Here is an 18,219-nt window from a genome sequence, read left to right on the forward strand (position 1 = left end):
AAGTAAGAAAAATTTTCAACTTATCACGTCAGTCCCTCCAAGCAGAGCATAAATTAGGTAATGTAACTAGATAAAAGTGAGATATTACTTGCCAAGCAGTAGAAACAAAAAAACTATGTAAACTAGTTTCTTCGGCGGTCAACCGTAAAATTCTTTTAATATTCCTATATATATTAACATTCCAATAAATTTCAATGGTTACTAGAAATAATCATTAAAATAGGTGTTCCACTTTATGATGGAACACCTGTGTTAAATTGGTTATTTCTTTTTTATTCTCTTAGCTTCTTCCGAAATTTTGGCAAAAGACTTATCTCTTTTGCGCTTTTCATGTTCAGAAATAGAAAAATATAAAGATTCTTTTTGTAATTTGAGATAGCTACTGTACACCTCCAGTTCTAAAAGACCGCTGTTTACAGCTTCAATAACTTTACAGCCGGGTTCATTAACATGGGAACAATTATGAAAATGACAATATTTTGCAAGATCTGAAACATCAAATATCTCTGCTAATGTTTCAGTATTATCTGCGGCTAAACCAAATTCTCTAACGCCGGGCGTATCTATCAAAATACCACTATCCATCAATACCATTTCTCTTCGGGTTGAGGTATGTCGCCCTTTTCCTGAGGATTTACTTATCTCAGAAGTAAGAAATACTGTCCGCTCACACAGTGCGTTGATCAAAGAACTTTTTCCGACCCCTGATGATCCCACAAAGACGATCGTTTCCCCCTGCTTGATTGATTCCCGCACTGGAAATATGGTTTCGGGCGAAAGGATGCTTATGAAAAATATTGGCATTTGGCGGCTAATATGTTTCAATGATTCATCTATTTGGTGGCGGTTAAACTCCAAATCAGATTTAGTTAAGATCAATATCGGTTGAATATTTTCTTCTACTACCTGAACTATAAAACGTTCCAGCCGGCGAACGTTGAAATTGGCATCAAGGCTTTGTACGATACATGCTTTGTCAACATATGATGCAATAGCTTGCCTGTCGGATAATGTACCGGTCTTTCTTCTGTACAATGTATGTTTGCGTGGTAAAATATCGACAATTATTCCTTTGTTATCGTTAAAAGGTTGAAAGATAACCCAATCACCTGTACATGGAAGTTCAAATGATGGACTTCCATACAGTACATTACCTGATAGTTCGCACAATAGTCGATTATTCTCTGCAATAACTTCATAATTGGTTCTGTTTACTGCAGCAACACGACCATGAAAAAGATTTTTGTATTGCGAGGTTTGTTTAAGCTGGAACAAATTGTTGTTCCAACCATATAATGATAAGTTATTCACTACTGACTAGTTTAAAATGATGAAATAAATTGATTAGATCCTTTATTGTCCGAATACTTTGTTACATACAAATAACTATTGGTAATATGTTGACTACCAAGCTGATGATTTAAGAAACAAAATAGCCGGAATTAGGCAATCATTCCAATCATTAAAGTATGATATGTGAATAGTTGTTTTTGCATAAAGTACAAATATATAAAAAACTGATTCAATATTTTGGTAGCTTATTCATATGCGTTTTAAGTAGGTAAGTCTTACGCCTATTTTTGTCGATTGTACTTGTTGGGTCGGGCAAAAGTAGCATTAGAGACATTACTGAATTATTAAAATTGTATAAAGATTATAAAATGAATCATGCAGCAGCATGTTTGGATTTAGGGCTGGAGGTATGTAGATAAGAATAATAAAATAGGATAAATTAAATTTTTAATTAAAGAATAAAATTTTCGTTTTTTCACTTAAAAACATCTGTAAACCCAATTAATTACTGTATTGTATAGTCCTTTACATACACTTCTGATAATCTGAAATAACCATAAGCAAAGTTTGCGAAATGGGTCTGATTGATGATATTCCCTCTCACCGAGCCCGGTGTTGTTTGAAACGGGCCGGCACCAGCACCGGATGCTGTTAACAGTTTTCTGAAATAATCATAATATCTTCTGGAAATTCCATACAGTCTGATGTTTATCAGATCCCCGGCCTTCAGATCTTTGTCAGAAAAATATTCCTGCATTAGGTTGCCCTGACTGTTCTCGTCATCCTGGGCTTTATAATCAGGAAACATTGAAACAGGTGATACAATACGGTGGAGATAATAATTTTCTTCATTTCCATTGTCCTTATAGTAGTATTTGATTTCTACTTCATCACCTCCAAATCCGCCGGTATTATTTTGTACAATATTATTTTCAATATCCGGCACCCCGATGCAGGTTTCGGTTGCCGTATAAATTTCCTTATTTAAAACTACTTTTAATGTATAGATTTCCCCGATAACAGGATGGAAATTAGAACAGGTATATTCTCCTGTACCAGGAGTCTCTATAAAACTAAAAACAGTATTTGCTGAATTTGTTATCACTATATCAGCTCCTGAAACTGTAGGAAATAGGGTACTGTAATATCCGGTAGTGGTGGAGAGTTTGATTTTCTGTTCACTGCCGGTCGTACCCTTTATCCAATCAATCGATGCGTCAATTACCAATTTCGGTTCTGCTGTTTCTAAATCTACTTCTATTACTTTTGTGCAAGACAGAAGAAAAAAACAGAATGAAATAACCAGGTATTTAAGTTTATTTTTCATAGTATTGAATTAAAATCTGAAATTGTAAGCTACACCCGGAACTATACCGAAAATTGATATCTTCTTTGCTTCGCTCACCCCTGTTTCTCTGTTTTGCTCGAACATAATGGATGCAGCATTGCTTCTATTGTAAACATTGTAAATACTAAACACCCATTCACCTTTCCATCTTCTTTTGTTGTCAGGTTTTGGGGTGTAGGTTGCCGATAGATCCAAATGATGATAAGATGGGAGTGAATTCGCATTTCGCGCTCCGTAATTTGCAATTGTGATTCCCTGATACTGATATTTGCCGATGGGGTAGGTTGCAGCCTTCCCTGTCTGGTAGGTGAAAATGCCACCAAAACTCCATTTTTTGGTCAGTTGATAAGTAGCTGTAAGTGAAAAGTTATGCGTTTTATTGTAATTGGCACGATACCATTTGCCATTGTTAATACCGGGTTCGTCCTCATTTCTTCCCGGTGTACGTTGTTCTGCTCGAGAAAGCGTGTAAGAAAGCCACCCTGTTAGTTTTCCGGTGTTTTTCTTCAGCATTACTTCAAGTCCGTAGGCTCTAGCCTCTCCGTTTAGTAATACTTGTTCTATGGCTCTGTTAGCAATCAATTCGGCACCGTCAATATAATCCGCTTTGTTTTTGTTTTTTTTGTAAAATGCTTCTGTTTCAAGGGAATATTTTCCATTGCTGAAATTTCTGAAATAGCCCAATGCAAGCTGGTCAAGAATTTCTGGTTTCAGGTACTGGTCGCTCGGTGCCCAGATATCCAGTGGAGAGACGGAAGCCGTGTTGGAAATTAAATGAATATACTGGCTCATCCGGTTATAACTCCCTTTAACGGATTGATTGTCATCTATGACATAAGAAATGGCCAGACGAGGCTCTAAATTCCCAAAACCGATAATCTTTTTGTTTTTGTTATAATGCGTAATACCAGTTGGCGTTCCTTCCCCATAAATTTGTAAATCAGGGTTGAAAACCACTGCCTCATTATTAGTGTAATTATTTATGTTTTGTTCCCCTAATCGTAGGAAATTGCTATATCGCAGTCCGTAATTTAATGATAATTTGTCAGTGATTCTTTGTTCAGTACTAATATAAACCGCATTTTCCAAGGCATATTTTTTTTCAATCTGATCGGCATTGATAGGGGATGTTGCATCCAGAGGTTTTATAGTGCCGGGATTGAATTGGTAGTAGATGGAATTGATGCCATAATTCAAAACCAGCCTATCAGACAGATGATGCGTAAAATTGTACTTTAGATTATAATTACGGATGTCTGATACCCAGTCTATACCAACATATTTTATCTTCAGTCCATAATCGTACTTGCTGTAAATAACCGATGCGTTGGAGAAAAATTTATCGGAAAAGATATGGTTCCAACGAAGATTAAAAAATGAGTTTGAATAATTGTTGCTGAAAAAATTGTTGAAATCCATTTTATCCTTGCCAAAATAGGCTGAAAGAAAAACCCTGTTATTGTCATTGATCTTATAATTCAGTTTAGCGTTCAGATCATAAAAAGAAACGGAATTGGAATTGTCAGCAAGTTTCATAAACAAATGGGCATAAGAAGCGCGGCCAGCAACTATGAACGAACCTTTGTCCTTTATAATCGGGCCTTCCGCCGATAACCTGCTTGAAACCGCTCCGATTCCACCTGCTATGTGATATTCTTTATTGTTTCCTTCTTTTTGGTAAATATCCAAAACAGAGGATGTACGCCCGCCGAATTGAGCAGGTATTCCCCCTTTATATAATTTCAGATCTTTAATGATGTCTGCATTAAAAACGGAGAAAAAGCCAAACAGGTGCGAAGTATTGTAGACAACGGCCTCATCTAACATTACCAAATTACCGTCAACTGAACCGCCTCTAACGTTAAAGCCTGTTGCGCCTTCCTGCGCGTTGGAGACTCCCGGAAGCTGCAGAATAGCTTTCAGAATATCAACCTCACCCATTACTGCTGGCATCTTTTTAATGGTAGACACAGATAGTTTATTCACACTCATTTCCGGTGTTCGGATGTTGCTTGCTGAACCAGTATTTTTTATCACGACTTCATCTATAGTTTTGCTTTTTTCAAGCATCGAAAAATCCCTTCTGGTATTTTCCATCAAAGTGATACGTTCCTCAATATTCTCAAATCCCACATAGCTTATAATCAAATTATATTCTCTTTTGGGCAGGGTAATAGAATAAAAACCGTACGCATCTGTAACTGTTGATACCTTTGCTTCAGGAATAAAAATGTTTGCACCGTGTATTGTTTCGGTGGTTGTCTTTATGGTGATTATTCCACTCAATGTAACTTTATTCTGTGAATGAACCCCGAATGAAATGGTTATAAATAACAGTGTACAAATGATCTTGCATCTCATCTTAAAAATAGATTTAACAATTGTAGTTTGAGCACAAAACTACCCCTTTGAATAGCTGTTTTTTTGTAATTATACAAAATGTAGTTTCTTTTATAGGAAACAATGTTGGGACGCTACAAAATATAATTCCTGTTCCATACGTTTTTATAATACTTGCTGCTATTGTATAGAAGCAGATCAAACCATAGGCTTAAATGTTAAGTTTTGTTTTATACAATTTTATAAATGAATGATTTTACCCATCGACAGCTTATTAGTGAAAACCTGTTTTTTCATTTCCTGATTTCACCTGACCGCAGAATATACCGGAATCTGCTGTTCATTGCTTTTATCGGTGCCGTGTTGTATAACAGTACTTCTGTAATTGACAATCCGGTCGTGATATTTTTATATTTTATTATATTATTCTATATAAATATGTATGTGCTGGTACCAAAGCTTTTGTTCAGGAATAGAAATATTGAATATTGTTTATCCGTCATTGGTATACTGGTTATAGTAGCTATTTGTGGCTATTTTTTCAATCCTTTTAATAAAGAACATGGGGTGAACATCCCCCTTTTTTCCTTCCTTACTGCGCTGCTGCTGGCTGCTTCCTCTTCCATAAAGCTATTTCAGAAAGGGATGATGGATAAGCAATTGATCTACGATTTAGGGCAATCGAAAACTTATGCAGAATTGGAACAGCTGAAAAACCAGATCAATCCGCATTTTTTGTTTAATATGCTGAATAATGCCAATGTACTGACGAAGAAAGACCCTGAAAAAGCATCGCAGGTTTTAATGAAGCTGAGCGATTTACTTCGGTACCAACTTTATGACAGTGCAAGAGATAAAGTGTTGTTGACTTCGGATATTCATTTCTTAGAAGATTTTTTAAATTTGGAAAAAGTGAGACGAGACAGTTTTGATTTCCTGATTTCACAAGAAGGAGATTTGCGTGGCTTGCAAATTCCTCCTTTGCTGTTCATTTCGTTTGTGGAAAATGCAGTCAAGCACAACAATGATGCAACAAAGCCTTCTTATGTAAACCTATATTTCGATGTGATAAACGGTAAACTTTTCTTTAAATGCATCAACTCAAAACCTATATCTAGATGCGTTAATAATACAGGTGGATTGGGATTGGTAAATGTCAAACGAAGACTGGAGCTTTTATTTCCGGCAACACATAGTTTAAATATCGAAGATGATTCAGAACAGTATTGTGTAACCTTGACCATACAGCTATAACTTACATGGTGATAAATAAGGATCAGTGGTGAGAAGAAAATTCAAATATTGCAGACGAGTCTTTCGTTGTATGGTAAATATATAAAATTATGAATTGTATTATTTTAGATGATGAGCCTTTAGCAAGAGAAGCCATAGAGATGTTGATTAACCAAAATGATGATTTAGATTTAATAGGTTCATTCAACAGCCCTGAAGCTGTCACAAATTTTATAGAACGCAATACCGTTGAATTAATCTTTCTTGATATTCAGATGCCAGGAATTAATGGGATTGAGTTTTCCCGAACCATTCCCAAAGAAACATTTGTAATTTTTACAACTGCATATTCTGAATTTGCTACCGAAAGTTATGAAGTAGATGCGATTGATTATCTGATAAAACCCGTAAAATTAGAGCGTTTTCAAAAAGCTGTTGAAAAAGTCCGCACTTACTCCAAATTATTCAAAGCGGATTATGCTAACAATAATATTGAACAGGTTGCAGACACTTTTTTCTTTGTGAAAGCAGAGCGAAGAATTTTTAAAGTCTATTTTGATAATATACTTTTTATTCAAGGTTTAAAAGATTATGTAGTGATGCACACCGATAATCAGAAACTAATTACGGCAATAAATATCAAAACGATTTATGACCAATTACCCAAAAATATGTTTGTGAGAGTAAGCAAGTCCTATATTATCAATGTTAAGTATATCGATTCTGTAGATAATAACACGGTGTATATAGGTACAAACGAAATCCCTATCGGAAGTATTTATAAGGATTTCTTTTTCAGTGAATTTGTTACAAAAAAGATCGTGAATAGGTAATACAAGTGAGATTCAGGAAAAACAAAATAAAATAGCCTTTAGAAAGGATAACGATAAGGTGAAATAGGAGCTAAGACCAATAATTTTAATTTCTTTTTCAGAAAGGAGTTTGTATTTAACCTATTGGGTTTTTCTTCATTGTACATTAAAAAATCTTTTTCAATCCAATTACAAGAAAGATCTGACATTATAATATTGCTAGTGATTTAGCAGAGGGAGAGATTCGAACCATTTTTCTTCGAACATTTTTAAAACTTCACTTCTTCGTATATTTCAATTATTGCCATGATTAGTGTTTTTCGGTTATTGAAAAAGACAACATCAGATGAATAGAATTATTATATTTATTTAAAATTTTTATGGAATCAAATATGAATATTAGAAGAATTGAAAGGGATGATTTTGAATTTGTTTATCATTCATTATGTGATCTTGAAAATGAAATTTTAGATCGAGAAGCCTTACAGAAAATATTCTGCGAAAATATCGACAACCTTAGTTACAGTTACTTAATCGCTGAAATTGAAAATGAAAAAATTGGATTTATAACCTTGCATACTCAAAATCTTTTACATCATTGCGGGCTTGTTGGAGAAATCCAAGAGTTTTATATTACAGAGCATTTCAGAGGCAAAGGGATAGGAAGACACTTAATTCGCAGAATTATGGATTTAGCCGAAGAGAATAAACTAAAAAGTATTGAAGTTGCAACAAACAAAAAAAGGATTGAGAATATCAATATCTATGAAAATCTTGGATTTAACCTGACACATAATAAATTCACGATATATAAATAAGCTGATTTAGTTAGGGTATAATGATATTTTTATTTTTTTTCTTTTACCTATTTCCTGATTCTAGCTTTAGCATTGGTGCAGGGGGATGAAGTATTATATCATCCTACCAAGGGAACCTGACCTTTAGGGTGTGTACGCCAATTTGTTCTCGCACCAGGGAGTAAAGCTTACGCTTCCTGCTGAAATATTATTGTTTTTATCCTTTGCTACCAAAGGTTTTAGGCATGTATCTCCAGTAAATTATTCATTGAGCAAGTTGTTTAATATATAATCTTAATCTTAATTGAATGTGTTTAATGATGGTTTAATGCAATTAAATTATCTAGCTATAGATTGGTAAAATTAGAAATCAGATTTGTAATTTATTAAAATATACTAAAAAGTATATTTTGTTTGTTTCTAAAATATACTTTTTAGTATATTTGTAAAGTAAAATTAAAACCGATGCTAACAAAAGCAGAAAAAACGAAGTTATTTATCTTAGAAACAGCAAGCCCCCTTTACAATGAGAAAGGTATTTCTGGTGTGAGCATAGATGATGTTTTGGAAGCGACGAAATTAACAAAAGGTTGTATTTACGGGCATTTTAATGGAAAAGATGATCTATCCGAACAGGTTGTGGACTTTTCACTAAAAAAAATGTCACAAAAGCTGGCTGGTATTGTTTCCCAAGGTAAAACAGCAGAAGAAAAGATTTTTTTGTATCTCGATTTTCATAAGAATCCTATTGATACCTATATTGCTGGTGGTTGTCCTATCTTTAATACTGCCGTTGAAGCAGATGATCATTTTCCTTCCATTAAAAAAAAGTGGCAAAAGTTTTGGAAACCGGCCTGCAAGGTATTTCAAATATTTTAAAAGAAGGTATTGTTAATGGTGAATTTTCAGATGAGCTCAATGCGGACATTTTTGCGTTTAAAATATTATCGGCCGTGGAAGGTGGTATTGTTTTAAGTAGAACTATGGATTCGCAAAAATTAATGATCGAACTTATAATAGACCTTAAGAAAGAATTAAAGCAATATAAGCTGTAATTTTTTTTGATTCAAAATATACTAAAAAGTATATTTTAGGGAATTTTAGAAATCAATTCAAAAAATAACTGATTACATAAATAAAGTATCATTAAATATTAAATAGATTCAATCAAATGAAAACAACAGGAAATACAATATTCATTAGTGGCGGAAGTGCCGGAATAGGGTTGGCTATCGCTAAAAAATTAAATGCTGTCGGAAATAAAATTATCATCAACGGACGTAATGAAGAACGTCTTCATAAAGCTTTAGCAGAACTAAAAGATGCAGTAGCAATTCAGGGTGATTTATCAATTGAAGCCGATAGGATTCGTATTGCAGAAGACTTGAAAGCGAATCATGTGGATGTTAATATTATCATCAACAATGCAGGAACAGCTTTTGGATATCTACTGAGTGAAACAACCAATGCACATGAAAGAGCATTGATTGAAATGAACACAAACTATTTTGCAATCATCCACTTCACAGAATTAATGATTCCATACTTATTGGAAAAAGAAGAATCTGCTGTGGTGAATGTATCATCTATAGCAGTATATGGAAGTCACAAATTCTTACCAACTTATGGAGCAACTAAAGCAGCATTACATAGTTATACAACGGCTTTAAGACAAACTTATGAAGAACAGAAAAATCTCCAGATCTATGAAGTTTATCCTCCCTTGGTTAATACAGAATTTTCTGCTGAAATTGGTGGGACGGCAGGAATTCAGCCAAGTGAAGTGGCAGATGAACTGTTCATTGGATTAGAAAATAACTTATTTGATATTCCAGTAGGAGATGCAAAGACCTATGCAAACGCAATCAGTGAGGCAATGTCTAAATTAATGCATGCATAAATTTAACAATACCAATCATTTTCAATTTTTAGAATAGAGATGATGGTATATTTCATTTTTAAATTTTAAGATTATGAATTTAAGAAATAAGACAATACTGATTACGGGAGGTGCTTCTGGAATTGGTTTGGAAGCAGCAAAGAAGTTTATGACTCTCGGAAATAAGGTGATTATTACCGGACGGAATTTACTCAAGCTAGAGGAAGCAAAAAAAGAGTATCCAGAGTTAACAATCATTCAGTCGGATGCTGCAAACCCACAGAACGCAATTGCGTTATTTGAAAAAATAAAGGATCTAGGTGGCATCGACATTTTATATAATAATGCAGGTGTGGGGGTAGCTCCACTGAATTTGGGCATTTCGAGCGACAAACATTTACAAGGAGCGATTTATGAAATGGAAGTCAATTATTTTGGAGTCATACGTTTAAATAATCTTTTTATGGACATGCTAAAATCCCGAAATGAAGCTGCTATTATCAATACCACTTCAATTCTTAGTATTGTTCCTTCTGTTTTGGAAGCTACCTATTCAGCTTCAAAAACGGCGTTATCCTTTTACACCAAGTCTCTGAGATCACATTTAGAATTTATAAATAGCTCTGTGAAGGTCTTCGAATTACTTCCACCACTGGTAGATACCGATATGGTTGCAGAAAGAAAAGATAAAAAGATGTCCATCAGTCTGTTTGTTAAGGAACTTATTAAAGGTCTCGAAAAAGATACAATCACAATTCGTGTAGGTGATGCCAAATCATTATTTTTCCTTAATCGAATTGCGCCGGATAAAGCCTATCAATTGGTTAATAAGAAAAAACATTATCAATCTATCCAATAAAAATAAAATTTTTATGAAAGCATTTGTAGTTCAAAATTATGGTAAGAAAGAGGAGCTAACATTCCGTGAAGTTAGTAAACCTATACCCCGTGAAAATGAGGTCATGGTTGAAATCTATGCGGCAGGCCTAAATCAGCTGGATTCTAAAATTCTGTCCGGTGAATTCAAAATGATTTTACCCTATAAACCACCATTCATTCTCGGTCATGACCTGGCCGGTATTGTCATTGAAACAGGTTCGAGGGTAACAAAGTTCAAGATTGGAGACGAAGTTTACACCCGTCCTTCTGATCATTACATTGGTACCTTTGCTGAATACTTAGCTGTTGAAGAGACAGACCTGGCATTGAAGCCCCGAAACCTTTCTATGGAAAAGGCGGCAGGTGTTCCCCTCGTTGCTTTAACAGCTTGGCAAGCTTTGGTAGAAATAGGGAAATTAAAAAAGGGACAAAAAGTTTTTATACAGGCAGGGTCAGGAGGAGTTGGTATTATTGCTATTCAGTTAGCTAAATATTTAGGCGCTACTGTTGCCACTACAGCTGGAAAAGCAAGTTTTCCAATGCTTGAAGAATTAGGTGCTGATGTTTTAATTGATTACAAAACGCAGGATTTTGAAACAATTTTGAAGGACTACGATTTGGTATTAAATAGTCAGGATACCAAAACCTTGAAGAAATCCTTAAATGTGGTAAAAACAGGAGGTAAGATAATTTCTATTTCAGGTCCTCCTACACCAGCATTTGCACAAGAAATTGGCGCTTCATGGATCGTTCGTTCAGTATTATCACTTCTAAGTTTCGGTGTGAGGAAAAAAGCGAAAAGGCAAGGTATTGATTACGAGTTCTTGTTCATGAAATCAAGTGGAAGACAACTTGGACAAATTACTAAACTCATTGAAGATGGAACAATTAAAATTGTAGTAGAGAAGGTTTATCCATTTTCACAAACGAATGAGGCTCTAAATCACGTGGCAAGTGGAAGAGCAAAGGGAAAGGTTGTAGTAAAAATAAAGTAACAAAGCGAACAGATAAGTTGACAATATTGTCTCGGCGTCTTTGAGGATATAAATATTGAGATTTCTGGGAATTCTTTACTTTTCACTACCAACAAAATACCCTTTGGCATATATGCTATTGATGACAGCGATGCTTACTGGATTTACGTATAAAAAGACATTCTTTCTTCCACATTGGAGCAATGCTTCACCATAACTGTCAAAAAAATCCTAGTTCGTTGGGGAAATCAAACTTTCTGAATTGAACATCTGCAATGCATTTTCACACTTTTGAAGTCTCAGAAATTGTTTTTTTAAGTTAAATTAGCACTAACAAATTAGATTATGGAACTTAAATCGGACAAAACTATAGCAATTAAAAATACGGGGAATCACACATCAGAAAACGCGATGAATTTTGTTGATAATTTTGAAATTCTCGATTTAAGTAAAGTAGATAACAATCATTTTTTTTCCTTCAATTATTCCCGAAAAACCTTCTACACAGCCACCTTATTACAAGGAAAATATAGCATTGAATTTGAAGATAAAACTATTGAGATAACTGGCAATACATTACTATTTACAACTTCCAAAATTCCGTTTGGTATTCATACATTAAGTGGAGTTTATAAAGGTATAAGCTGTATTTTTAAAGAAGATTTTATAACTAAAACTAATAGTGGTCACCGTTTGTTAGAATTTCCAATATACAAACCAGGCAGACAAAATATTTACTCACTGACCGATAATCAAGCTGAAAATTTTACAAATATTTATGCTAAAATTTTCGATGAAAAGCTCGACAACGGTAATTATAAAGAAAGTCTACAACGCAACTACCTTCTCGAACTTATTTTCAATGCCCAAAAGCTTGATCCTGTAGCGTCCTATATCAAGAAAAACAATACTACTGAAGAGATAGCTTGCTCATTTATAAGATTATTGGAATCACAGTTTCCCATAGACAATTCACAAGATGTTGTTAAATTAAAAACTGCCGGCGAATTTGCAGAACATTTATCGCTACATCCCAATTATTTAAACCGACAAGTGAAGCTTTCAAAAGGAAGAACCGTTAGTGATATCATCAACGCAAGAATCGAACAGGAAGCAAAAATTCTACTAAAACTGACCAATTGGAATATTGCAGAGATTGCAAATTCATTAGGCTTTGAAGAACCTTCCCACTTTAATACATTTTTCAAAAAGCATACGAAGATAGCTCCTACGGATTATCGAAAACTAAAAAGAGATTAGTATATTAAATACACTTTTTAACCTGGAAGTTTGATTTTGGTAAGGATTGGTTTTAATTCCGCTATATACCAGTTCTTCATTAGTGCGACCTTTGTCTTATAATTTTAAAATAATTAAAAATGACAAAAATAGCATTAGTTACAGGTGGTAACAAGGGAATTGGTTTTGAAACAGTAAGACAACTTGCTAAGCAAAATATTAAAGTTCTAATAGGTGCAAGAAATGAAACCGAAGGAAAAAATGCTGAAGAAGTCCTTCGAGGTGAATCTCTGGATGTAGAATTTATAAAGCTGGACATCAGTAATTCGCAGGACATTGAAAATGCAAAAACCTACATTGAACGTGAATATGGAAAGTTGGATATTCTCATCAATAATGCCGCAGTATTTCTTGACAGTGCGTGGTTCGGCAATAATGTGGAATCTGTACCTATGAAAACACTTCGTGACACTTTTGATATCAATTACTTCGGAACAGTCGAACTTACCCAGGCACTGTTGCCGCTAATTAAAAAAAGTGACGCGGGTCGTATCGTAAATATCAGCAGTGTATCTGGTTCATTTGGAGCTCATCTCGATGAAAATCATTGGCTTTATCAATTAAAACCTTATGCGTACAGTGCTTCTAAAACGGCATTGAACCAATTTACCGTTTTCCTTGCAAATGCACTTAAGGAAACCAATATTAAAGTAAACGCTGCAAGTCCAGGATGGGTACAAACTTCTATCGGTTCAGATGAAGCGCCATTGACACCTGCACAAGGTGCCGAGACTGGGGTTGCTTTAGCCTTGATTGATGAAAAAGGGACAACAGGCACTTTCTCTCAAGCAGGCGAAAGTTTACCTTGGTAATCTGCTAACATTAAACTTAACATATGAAACTGTTTCGATTGAAAGAATTGCACTTTCATCTCAACTTCTTGTTGAGCAGGGTGGCGAGGTAGTAGTAATGAGCGAAAATGACAGTGATACTGTTCAAGGAATAAAGCACCAGTTCTTTGTCATTTGGAAATTCCCAACTGATGAATTGGCAAAAGCTTTCGAAACTTTGGGATTAGATGGGGATGGTATGAATACTTTGATCAGTTTAATCTTAAGAGGGGTAATGTTAATATAACTGAGAAATTGGTTAATTTGTAAACTAACCTTGATTGCGGAAAAGTCTTGTAACGGATTAATCTCTACAAGACTTTACTGTTATCATTTAAAAAATATAGAAAGATAACTTATGGCTCAAAGTTGCTTCCAGTCCTCGAGACAAATTATAAAAATTAATTTCAAAGAGAAAATTTCAAATTATCTTAAACAAGATACTAACGGATGGCTGGGGCTTAATTATGCAAACGGAATAGTAATGCCCAAATACTTTATCAAAATAAAAATCTTAAGTTTTTAGAAAAAATATTTTTCAATGACTCTACAATTAGTGTTGAGTTATCTGCATTTCTACAACAAGGATTGTAAAATCAAAAAACGATCATAATAAATTTTAAAGCCGTGGTAGAAATAAATTTATGAAAGTTATAAATAAGATTGATACAATGTGAAAATTTGACAGTTATCTGCTATTTTTATAAAACCTAAAACATTTAAAGTGTATAGACAATTAGAAAAATATTTTAAATCAAGAACTGAAATTGACGATAAGACACTTTCTTATATCTTTTCATATTTCAAATTTAAAAAGACCAAAAGAAACGAGTTTCTGTTGGAAGAAGGCGAAATCTGTAAACATTTCTATTTTGTAAACAAAGGTTGCATACGACTTTTTAGCGTTAATAAAGAAGGAGAGGAAGCCACAAGATATTTTCATTTTGAAGATGCTTTTGGAACTGCGCTGTCAAGCTTAATCAATCAAAAACCTTCATTCGAATTTATGCAGACTATCGAACCTTCGGAATTGTTAGTCATAAATCGTGACGACTACTTTCATTTGGTCAAGACGGTTCCACAGTTTTGCTTTATTTACAGACAAATTCTAGAATTAGCCTATATAAAATCCCAAGAACGTATTTATTGTTTTCAAGGTTTAGAAGCAATAGAAAAAGTTCGTTGGGTTTTGACAGATCAAACAAAATTGTTGACAAGACTATCAAACAAAATGGTTGCATCTTACTTAGGGCTTACCCCTCAAACATTAAGTAGATTAAAATCAAAGATTTGAAAATGTGAACATAGGACAATGTTTACAAAATATACTCTTATCATCTTTGTATTTCACTAAACAATTAAAAGTTCAATTATGATTTTAGTAACAACGCCAACAGGTAATACAGGTTCAATGATTCTGCAACAATTGGTAGAGGGGGAACAAGAGGTTAGAATTTTTGTTAGAGATCCTAAAAAAATATCAGCTGACATTTTAGAAAAAGTAGAAGTTGCCACAGGTTCTTTGCTAAATGAATATGAATTCACAAAAGCATTGCAAGGTTGTGATACCCTCTATTTTTGTGTGCCCCAGAGTAATACCCAAGAAGATGTAAATATTTATTATGAAAGCTTTGCAAAAGTGGCTTCACAAGCAATTAAAAATGCAGGTACAAAAAGAGTTGTTTATTTATCAGGCGGCGGTAAAGAAAGTAATTTGCAGGCAGGTCTTATAACAGCGTTACACAAAGGCGAAGATATAGTCAGCCAATCCGGAGCATCAGTAAGAGCATTACGTTGCCCGGTATTTTTTGAAACCCTTTTGTATCAGATTGCTTCTCTAAAAAAATCAGGAACGTTTTTCTTACCTATTGACGGAAATTACAAATCATCGCAAATAGCAGTAAAAGACATTGCATCAAAAGCAGTAGAATTTTTAATAGACAAAACCTGGGCAGGCGTTGAGGGATTTACTGTTCACGGTCCGGCAGATATAAGCTACAATGAGATTGCTCTACAAATGAGTGAATTAACGGAAAAGCCTATTCGTTTTCAACAAGTTTCAAAAGAGGACTATATAGAAGCACTATTGGTAGAACATCATACGAGTGAAGCTTTTGCAATCTCTTTAACAGAAATGTTGACAGCAATTGGCAATGGCCTTTATGACACGGAACCGAGAACAGAAGAAAGCACAACAAGTACAACCATTAGAGAGTGGTTAAAAGAAAATTTAGTTAGTAAAATCAAATAAAGCTAAGCACAGAAACAAGTGAAATGGCATTGCTTACTTGGCTTTGGGTTTTTATAATCGCTATCATTTTAGTTCCTGTTATGGGAATATTGTTGGATTTTTGTAAACATACAAAATAAAAAGAACCTCCAGAAAATAAAATGGCATTTTAACAAGGGTTTTGCAATATTGGGAGAAGAAATTTTAAATTTGAACGAATGGTTCTTGAATGTCTCAATATTGCACCCCAAAAAAACGTTACTAATAGAATATCTAAATCTCAAAAAACGATAAAAATCACTTTCAAAAAATGGTTTGCCATTCTAAAAAACGGCTAAATTTTTAGCCGTTTTTTATCCAGTAATTTTCAATGACTGTATCAATTCATCAGCTATTTCTAAATGATAACTCAACACAATAGGGCTTCCGTTAAATTTTCCTGAAGCTTCTGCCTTCAAAACGCTTCCCGTTTCTGTTTCTTCAAAGCTTACGGGCTGCATTGTAGCTTGGTATCGCTCGTTGGCATCCGCAATCCAATGTTCTATCTCTTTTCGTCCTTTGTACGTTTTACCTTCATCATAAACTACGGCTGTTTCGGAAAAACAATTTGCATAAGCAACGCTATCAAAGTTGTTTTGTGTTTTTACTAAATCTGATACTACTTTCGGTAAGTTCATTATTATTTATTTTTGAGGTTATTAAATCGTGGGTATGGTTCCACCGTCAATGACAAAATTTGTTCCTGTTAAATAATGGGCTCTTGGTGAAACAAGAAAACCAACTAATTCAGCTACTTCTTCCGGTTCGGCAGGTCTGCCATAAGGTATTCCACCAAGTGCATCCACAACACCTTGTTGAGCCTCCTCAATGGAAATATTAGAGTTTTGGGCAATCGTTTCCAGCCATACTTTGGTATTTTCTGTCCTAATCCATCCTGGTGAAACAGTAAGTACACGAACACCTTTTGGCGTAACTTCATTTGATAAACTTTTACTGTAATTGATTAATCCTGCTTTTGCAGCTGCATAAGGCAAAGTAGAATCATACAAAGGGAGCTTACCCTGTATTGATGCAATGTGAATAATAACACCGTTTTTTCGATCGATCATTTGGGGTAAAAATCCCTTGTCAAGCCTTACAGGAGCAAGTAAATTTGCTTGTAGGGTTGAAATCCAATCCTCATCATTCAATGCTGAAAAGCCACCGGCGGGCGTTGATGATGCACCAAGGTTATTTACCAGGATATCCAGCCTCCCATAGGTTGATAGTACTTCGCTGACTACTTTTTGCGCGCCTTCTGACTTACTTAAATCGGAGGGAATGAAATGCAACTTGCTGCTTTCTTTGTCCGGTGCGTTTCTTGCAGTAACAACAACTGTTGCACCAGCTTGTAAAAGCCTTTCTGCAATTGCTTTTCCGGCTCCTTTCGTACCTCCTGTTACTAAGGCAATCTTACCTGATAACTCATTGTTGAAATTAAATTGTTCCATTTTTAGAATTGTTTATAGGACAAAATTGGGGTATAAAAACAGTTTGCACAAGTACGGAATTACGATTCATATAGGGATAAATTATTCCCCTATTGTACAAATTCGAACATACGTTTAAATTTACAATATGTATGAGAGAAAAATAATACCGAACCTGAACTGCGGTCTTGATCTGATAGGTGAAGTCCTTTACGGCAAATGGAAAATACGTCTGCTTTGGTTTATTGATCAAGGGCATAAAAGACCTAGTGAATTGCAACGTAAGATACCGGATGCCACAAGAAGGGTTTTAAATATTCAGTTAAAAGAATTGGAAGATCACGAATTGATTACAAAGAAAATTTATCCGGTTGTACCTCCAAAAGTAGAATATAGTTTAACAGAATTTGGTAAAAGTTTGATTCCTGTGATTGGTGTTTTAGGCCAATGGGCGGATCAGCATGAGGATCGGTTAAGAATGTTGATTATAAAAAGAATTCAAGGATCATCTGATATAGAAAATTTCAGCTAGGTTAATCTCAAAAAACGATCAGAGGGATATCGAAATAATATAATGAATTTTAAATCAGCGGCAGAAGTAGCTTTACGAAAGTATATAAATCAGATTGACCCAATACGTAAATTTGAAGTTATTGGCAATTATAAAACGAACCGCAAAATGAAATGACAACGTTTATCAATTCAAGGATTGTCCTTCAGTTTTAAATGAATAAAAAAATATTAGTTATCTCACATCAATGCCGGGTTTCAGTTCTAAAACTATCTTTGAATAGCATAAAACAAAATTATAATCAGCCAATACAAACTGTTAAAAA

General features: G+C 34.4%; 19 protein-coding genes. 14 read left to right on the forward strand and 5 right to left on the reverse strand.

The window, feature by feature from the left end; all coding sequences use genetic code 11:
• Nucleotides 1–261: 261 nt before the first annotated feature.
• The 3 genes from rsgA to NG806_RS02305 all read right to left on the reverse strand — a co-directional run bounded on the left by rsgA (nucleotide 262) and on the right by NG806_RS02305 (nucleotide 5,002).
• Entirely contained in the window at nucleotides 262–1,311 is a 1,050-nt protein-coding gene (gene rsgA / locus NG806_RS02295) for a ribosome small subunit-dependent GTPase A (RefSeq protein WP_261511814.1), read from the reverse strand.
• A 487-nt stretch (nucleotides 1,312–1,798) separates the two neighbouring features.
• The gene (locus tag NG806_RS02300; RefSeq protein WP_214826033.1) at nucleotides 1,799–2,620 is read right to left on the reverse strand and encodes a DUF4249 domain-containing protein; all 822 of its coding nucleotides are present in this window, start codon (nucleotides 2,618–2,620) and stop codon (nucleotides 1,799–1,801) included.
• A 9-nt stretch (nucleotides 2,621–2,629) separates the two neighbouring features.
• A complete protein-coding gene (locus tag NG806_RS02305; RefSeq protein ID WP_261511815.1) occupies nucleotides 2,630–5,002 on the reverse strand; it encodes a TonB-dependent receptor in 2,373 nt (790 codons plus the stop codon).
• 225 nt (nucleotides 5,003–5,227) lie between these two features.
• Here NG806_RS02305 and NG806_RS02310 point away from each other — a divergent pair, with 225 nt between their 5' ends.
• The 13 genes from NG806_RS02310 (at nucleotide 5,228) to NG806_RS02370 (ending at nucleotide 15,935) form a co-directional block, all read left to right on the forward strand.
• Nucleotides 5,228–6,235: a sensor histidine kinase gene (locus NG806_RS02310; RefSeq protein ID WP_261511816.1), complete on the forward strand. Its 1,008-nt coding sequence runs from the start codon at nucleotides 5,228–5,230 to the stop codon at nucleotides 6,233–6,235.
• 89 nt (nucleotides 6,236–6,324) lie between these two features.
• On the forward strand, nucleotides 6,325–7,047 hold the full coding sequence (locus NG806_RS02315) for a LytR/AlgR family response regulator transcription factor (RefSeq protein WP_261511817.1): 723 nt from the start codon (nucleotides 6,325–6,327) through the stop codon (nucleotides 7,045–7,047).
• A 371-nt stretch (nucleotides 7,048–7,418) separates the two neighbouring features.
• Nucleotides 7,419–7,844 (forward strand): GNAT family N-acetyltransferase, encoded by a 426-nt coding sequence (locus NG806_RS02320; protein ID WP_261511818.1) that lies wholly within the window; start codon nucleotides 7,419–7,421, stop codon nucleotides 7,842–7,844.
• Between the two features lie 444 nt (nucleotides 7,845–8,288).
• Nucleotides 8,289–8,702 carry a TetR/AcrR family transcriptional regulator gene (locus tag NG806_RS02325; protein WP_261511819.1) on the forward strand — a complete coding sequence of 138 codons (414 nt, stop codon included), beginning with the start codon at nucleotides 8,289–8,291 and terminating at the stop codon, nucleotides 8,700–8,702.
• Complete coding sequence (locus NG806_RS02330) at nucleotides 8,654–8,878, forward strand: TetR family transcriptional regulator C-terminal domain-containing protein (protein ID WP_261511820.1); 225 nt, start codon at nucleotides 8,654–8,656, stop codon at nucleotides 8,876–8,878. Before NG806_RS02325 ends, NG806_RS02330 begins: the two co-directional genes overlap by 49 nt.
• Before the next feature lie 116 nt (nucleotides 8,879–8,994).
• Complete coding sequence (locus NG806_RS02335; RefSeq protein WP_261511821.1) at nucleotides 8,995–9,723, forward strand: SDR family NAD(P)-dependent oxidoreductase; 729 nt, start codon at nucleotides 8,995–8,997, stop codon at nucleotides 9,721–9,723.
• A 73-nt stretch (nucleotides 9,724–9,796) separates the two neighbouring features.
• A complete protein-coding gene (locus NG806_RS02340; protein ID WP_214826024.1) occupies nucleotides 9,797–10,561 on the forward strand; it encodes an SDR family oxidoreductase in 765 nt (254 codons plus the stop codon).
• A 13-nt stretch (nucleotides 10,562–10,574) separates the two neighbouring features.
• The gene (locus NG806_RS02345) at nucleotides 10,575–11,576 is read left to right on the forward strand and encodes an NADP-dependent oxidoreductase (RefSeq protein ID WP_261511822.1); all 1,002 of its coding nucleotides are present in this window, start codon (nucleotides 10,575–10,577) and stop codon (nucleotides 11,574–11,576) included.
• 324 nt (nucleotides 11,577–11,900) lie between these two features.
• Complete coding sequence (locus NG806_RS02350; protein WP_214826022.1) at nucleotides 11,901–12,815, forward strand: AraC family transcriptional regulator; 915 nt, start codon at nucleotides 11,901–11,903, stop codon at nucleotides 12,813–12,815.
• Nucleotides 12,816–12,934: 119 nt separating this feature from the next.
• Nucleotides 12,935–13,666, forward strand: coding sequence for an SDR family oxidoreductase (locus tag NG806_RS02355; RefSeq protein ID WP_214826021.1), 732 nt, complete (start codon nucleotides 12,935–12,937; stop codon nucleotides 13,664–13,666).
• A complete protein-coding gene (locus NG806_RS02360; protein WP_261511823.1) occupies nucleotides 13,611–13,931 on the forward strand; it encodes a DUF6616 family protein in 321 nt (106 codons plus the stop codon). The genes NG806_RS02355 and NG806_RS02360 overlap by 56 nt, the downstream gene beginning before the upstream one ends.
• Nucleotides 13,932–14,408: 477 nt before the next feature.
• Complete coding sequence (locus tag NG806_RS02365; protein WP_261511824.1) at nucleotides 14,409–14,978, forward strand: Crp/Fnr family transcriptional regulator; 570 nt, start codon at nucleotides 14,409–14,411, stop codon at nucleotides 14,976–14,978.
• Between the two features lie 78 nt (nucleotides 14,979–15,056).
• Nucleotides 15,057–15,935, forward strand: a complete 879-nt coding sequence (locus NG806_RS02370; RefSeq protein ID WP_261511825.1) for an NAD(P)H-binding protein — start codon at nucleotides 15,057–15,059, stop codon at nucleotides 15,933–15,935.
• Nucleotides 15,936–16,267: 332 nt separating this feature from the next.
• Here the strand turns inward: NG806_RS02370 and NG806_RS02375 are convergent, their stop codons facing one another.
• Complete coding sequence (locus NG806_RS02375) at nucleotides 16,268–16,591, reverse strand: nuclear transport factor 2 family protein (protein WP_214826017.1); 324 nt, start codon at nucleotides 16,589–16,591, stop codon at nucleotides 16,268–16,270.
• 21 nt (nucleotides 16,592–16,612) lie between these two features.
• The gene (locus tag NG806_RS02380) at nucleotides 16,613–17,404 is read right to left on the reverse strand and encodes an SDR family oxidoreductase (RefSeq protein WP_261511826.1); all 792 of its coding nucleotides are present in this window, start codon (nucleotides 17,402–17,404) and stop codon (nucleotides 16,613–16,615) included.
• A gap of 127 nt (nucleotides 17,405–17,531) precedes the next feature.
• Here NG806_RS02380 and NG806_RS02385 point away from each other — a divergent pair, with 127 nt between their 5' ends.
• A complete protein-coding gene (locus tag NG806_RS02385; protein WP_214826013.1) occupies nucleotides 17,532–17,915 on the forward strand; it encodes a winged helix-turn-helix transcriptional regulator in 384 nt (127 codons plus the stop codon).
• The last annotated feature ends 304 nt before the right edge of the window (nucleotides 17,916–18,219 follow it).

It is taken from the genome of Chryseobacterium paludis (assembly GCF_025403485.1).
Classification (GTDB): Bacteria; Bacteroidota; Bacteroidia; order Flavobacteriales; family Weeksellaceae; genus Chryseobacterium; species Chryseobacterium paludis.